The sequence below is a fragment of the Hungatella hathewayi WAL-18680 genome, assembly GCF_000235505.1.
GTDB classification, from domain to species: domain Bacteria; phylum Bacillota; class Clostridia; order Lachnospirales; family Lachnospiraceae; genus Hungatella_A; species Hungatella_A hathewayi_A.
Genome location: NZ_JH379027.1, coordinates 3,106,230 through 3,111,297, shown reverse-complemented (window position 1 = coordinate 3,111,297; position 5,068 = coordinate 3,106,230). Strand labels below are relative to the sequence as shown.

General features: G+C 52.3%; 1 protein-coding gene and 1 pseudogene. Both read left to right on the top strand.

Features of this window, described 5'->3' with window-relative positions:
* The first annotated feature begins 202 nt into the window (after window positions 1–202).
* A complete protein-coding gene (gene lepB / locus HMPREF9473_RS14005; protein ID WP_006780787.1) occupies window positions 203–940 on the top strand; it encodes a signal peptidase I in 738 nt (245 codons plus the stop codon).
* Window positions 941–975: 35 nt separating this feature from the next.
* Window positions 976–5,068 (top strand): annotated as a pseudogene (locus HMPREF9473_RS27760) (hypothetical protein); the annotation flags it as partial.

Genomic DNA, 5,068 nt, shown 5'->3' with positions numbered 1-5,068 from the left:
TTGGCTTACAGACGTCTTTTTGGCGTGTTTGGAATTAGAAAGGCGGCTCCCTGCATGGCTGGGGAGTCCTATTTTTTTATGGAAAATCATATCTGACTGGATGGAAATATGTCCGGATGCGGTCATTTCCATGCCTGCCGGCTTCATTTCCCACTACATAATCTATATTACAGGGTGAAACCCGAAAGAGAGGTGCCAATTCGTGGACACGGACGTGATACGAGGGAAGTCCCGCAAACATCAGCGGAAAAAGGCGGCTCATTTCCGTGTGGCCCGGTTCGGCGGATTTGAGGAGACGCAGATTATCTGTTACCTGTGGGACATCGTGAAGGCGGTGGACACGGGGGAGGATCCGGAGGGCGGAGACCTGCCTGGGCTTAAGAAGGAGCTGCGCCGGAGAATCCGGGTGGAAATGCGGCGGTATTTTGTGAGGCATCGACGCAGAAATGTGAAACTGATTGTGACAGCTCTGGCGCTGGCGGCCTGTGTAATTGGCACGTTTGGCTTTCTGATTGGAATTGACAGGGTGTCGGGAAATTCCATGTATCCCTACCTAAATTATGGGGACTGGGTGGTGTACAGCCGGCAGCTGGGAAATGGAATCCACCGGGATGAAGTGGTGGTATTTGAGAAAAATGGCGAGAACCTGGTGAAGCGGGTGGCCGGACTCCCGGGAGACACGGTGGAAATCAGCGAGACAGGAGGCCGTGTGGTGGTAAACGGGAATGAGGTACAGGAAAATTATGTGACTCTGACCGGTTCTTCCGGGAAGGAGACTGCCAGCCGGATGGGCCAGCCGCTGACCGTGATGGACGGCCAGTATCTGATGCTGGGAGACAACCGTGGAATCTCCATCGACAGCCGTGACAGCAGAATCGGCACGGTGCCGAGGGAGGACATTCTGGGGAAGGTGATACTGGTTATCAGGCTGAACCGGTAGAAATGCAAAAGGGATAAATGTTGGAGGGGAAGGACATGAGCCGCTTTAGATTACATACAAAGAGAGAAGAGAGGAACTATCGGAATTATGTGCTGATAGGGATAGCCGGTATCCTGGCGGTGCTGGCCGGAATCTATGCCGTCCACAGCATCGGAACGGCCGGAGCCAAGAGCCGTGAGACGGTGCTTCTCCACACGGAGGAAGAGTTTGAGCAGTATCTGCTGTACCAGGACAGTGAGGATTACAATCTGAACGGGAGATACCGGCTGGAGGAGGACCTGGATTTAAGCTGGCTGTATCAGTCCGTGGGAACCAATGTGGAGCCGTTCACGGGAAGTTTCGACGGCAACGGACATGTGATCAGCGGCCTTGGCAGACCGCTGTTTGGGGTGCTGAGGGATGCGAAGGTGGAAAATCTGTACCTGAGCGATGCGGTGATAGAGAATCCGTTTACCTATTATGATGGGGAACATTACGTGGACGGATACGGCGCGCTGGCGGCATATGCCGTGAATTCTCGGATTATAAACTGCGGGATGAATGGAGAGATTCGCACGGCCAGTCCGTCGGAAGCAGAGTATCTGCTGGAGAAGGCCAGTCCTTCTGATGCGGATGAGGAGAAAGGGCCAGGAATACAGGGGCCGGGCGGAGCAATGGATGGAGTGGCAGGAGGAGATAAGGAGAGTGCCAGTCAGGAAGTTGGGCCGGGCGTGGAGACAACGGAAAGAAGCGGAGAGGATGCCGGACCGGGAATAGAAAACGAAACTGGAACCGGAGCAGAATCCGTAAATGTGACGGAATCTGAAAGCGGGTCGGGCGTGGAAGATACCTCACAGCCGGCGGGAGAGGAGACATCTCCGCAGAATGAGAGTGATGGAAATGGGCCGGCAGATACGGAAGGAGCGGAAGCTGTCCGTCCATCTGAAACGCCACAGGAAACAAGTCAGGAATCGAGTTGGGAATCGGAAACAGGCTCATCAGGAAATCCGCCGGCAGATGCTACGGACGGAGAGAGCGGACAGGCCGGTGGAACAGAGGGTGCGGGTGCAGGGGAAACTGCTGTGGAAGAAAGAAATACAGAGCCGGCAGATACGAAACCGACAGACGCGGGAGCAGCGGATACGAAACCAGAGGATACGAGACCAGCAGATACGGGATCAGCGGACACACAGCCGACACAATCGGTGATCCCCGATTCGCAGTTGGTACAATCAGATTTCGTCCATATTGATATTGCTAGTGCGGAAACAGTAGGATACCGTCCGGTTGAGCGTCAGCTTTTGGCGAAGACGTCTCTCCTGGTGGATACCGATCTAGCAGGGCCATCCGGTGCAACGCCTTCCGATGCGGAAGAGACAACTGGGCAGGAGGGACCCGGTTTTACAGACCAATCCCCCACTGAAAAGGAAAGTCCCATAGCGACGCCCTCTGATGCAGATTCTGTTGAAACAGGAAGCGAAAATCACAAGGAGCCGCAGCCGGAGGAGGAGCCACAGTATATCGGCAATCCCAACGGAGACATTATCATCCTGGTAACCGCCGAGCGCGTCACAGCGGGCGGTCTTGTAGCCCAGACAGCCGGGGAAACGCTGTTATCCAACAGCTTTGCATTAATCACCATCGGCTCCTTCCTGGAAGAACCGGAGTCCTACACCGGCGGCCTGTGCGGCATCCTCGGTGAGGGAACCAGAACGGAGAACAGCTACGTCTCCGGATTGTCAGACAGCGATGGAGTGAATGGCGGATTCGCGGCTGTCAACGACGGGCACATTGAAAACTGCTATTCCACGGTAACCCTAGGGGAATCCGGAACCGACAGGGGAGCATTTACCCGCTTGGGAAGCGGAACACTGATTGGCTGTGCCTACGACAGACAGATGGCATGTATCGAAGCGGATGAAATGGAAAATGAGGCAGAGACCGATGACGATGCTTCACCATCCGATGTATCAGAATTTGAACTGAGAGGGCTGTGGACCTCCGATATGGCCGGCGCGGAGAGTGTGATACCAGGCGACTGGAGGAAGAAGGAGCATGCCTACCCGCAGCTGGAATATTTTGCACAGAGCGAACATGAGACAATCATGAGCAATTCCAAACTGTCCGTGGTGGCCCTGGAACTTCCCGAAGGCCTGTCTCTTGCGGATGTCTTAAATGCGGGCGGTATTCTTCTCCCAATGGAGGTAGATGGCCAGGAAATCCAGTGGGATGGAGAGGGCGGAATTGAGATTGGAGAAGACAACCAGCTGCATTTTCAGGAGCAGGTGACCTTTACGCCTAACGACACCCCCACAGTTGGAACTTCCCTGGAAAGCGAACCGGGGGAGACGTTAGAAGTGAAAGAAATATCTGAAGCAGAGCAGGAATCGGATATAGATTCGGATATCAATACAAATATGAATTCAGATACAGATTTGGAACCCGAATCATCCGTAGATAACAGCGGTCTGGACGTTGAAACAGGCAGCAGCAAAAGCAGTATCCGCTTAAATGCATCCATCGGTGTGGGAAGTAGAAGCTATGCACTCACTGTGGCACAGGAAAGGGCAGTGCCGGCTGATTGGTCAGTTGTTGGGAATACGATTACAACTCCACCCCCAACAGCCAATTCCAGTGGAACACCGGGAACAGAAGCCAATCCGTATCTGTTAGACAGCCCCGAAGATTTGGCCTGGTTTGCAGTTACAGTGAATGCTGGTGACGTCAGCTTATGTGCAACGATGACAACAGATATTGATTTGTTTGGTGGAGATTATACAAACGCAGTTTATAATCCGAATGATTTGTCAAACAGTTTATTGTGGATATCAATAGCGGCGGGTTATAACGGAGTTTTTGATGGTGGCAATCACAAGATAAAAAATTTACGCTTGTCAGGCAGTGGCTCGAGTTGTGGGTTTGTTTCTGTTATGGATGGAGGCACTATAAAAAATCTGGGAATTGAATCCGGATATGTCAATTTTAGCGGTCAGCGTCGTGCAGGAGTGTTTATGCGAAAAATTTCTTCGGGAAAAATAATAAACTGCTGGAATGGGGTAGATTTGTCGAGGGGACAGGGAGAGACAGGGGGAATCGTCGGCTATGTGAGTGGTGGCGGAGAGATTCTGATTGAAGGCTGCTATAATTTAGGAAATATAAGCGGAAACGCCCAATATGACTGTGGCGTAGGGGGAATTCTGGGTACGGTTTGGTCATTTGACCCAGGAGGTAAATTGACTATTCGCAACTGCTATAATGCAGGAACGATAACGGCGACGGATAATTATTCGGCAGCCGGTATTATAGGAAAAATAATAAGCAATTCAGAAAGCTATGCAGACCTGAAAATTGAAAATTGTTATAATGTGGGACTCATTAAGTCAAACGGGAGAAAGGCTATATCAGGTTCCAGTAATCAGGATAGAATTATTAACTGCTATTATGATAGCGAGACAAGCGGAAGCACAGATAGTAAGGCCACTGCCTTCACAACCAAACAGATGCAGTCCTGGGTTGCCGCATACAAACTCAACGGGAGTTCCATGACCGGTGCCTGGCAGTACAACAAAGGCGGTTATCCGACCTTTGGCAACCTTGTCCCTTTCGACTGGGAAAAAGCCGGAGAGGCCCTGGAATGCGGCTTCCTTCCGTCGGACAAGACAAAACCGGCGGGCAGTGGAACTTCGGATAGCCCATACCAGATAAAAGATGCGGAGCAGCTGGCCTGGCTGGCTTACCTGGTTAACAGTGGCACCAAACCGGATGCATGTGCCACACTTCTCAACAACATCGACTTAACAGGAACCGCCTACACCGGAACTTCCGGGGCGCCACTTCCCTGGATTCCTATCAGTAATTACAGCGGAGCTTTTGGCGTCAAGAATACGGAGATATACGAATTGAGCGGATTACATATAGGCACAACGGCTTCTTCCGTCAATGCCGGCCTGTTTGACACCGTGAGCGGAACCGTGGCGAGAACGGCGGTGGTAAAATCCACCCTGACATCGTCAGGAGGAAAGCAGGGGGCAATTACCGGCGTTCTGAATGGTGGAACCATCTACCAGTGTTACAGCCGGGAAAATGTGGGAAGCGGGGCCAGCTATGCCGGAGGAATCGCCGGCCAGATGACCGGAGCCGTTTCCGAAA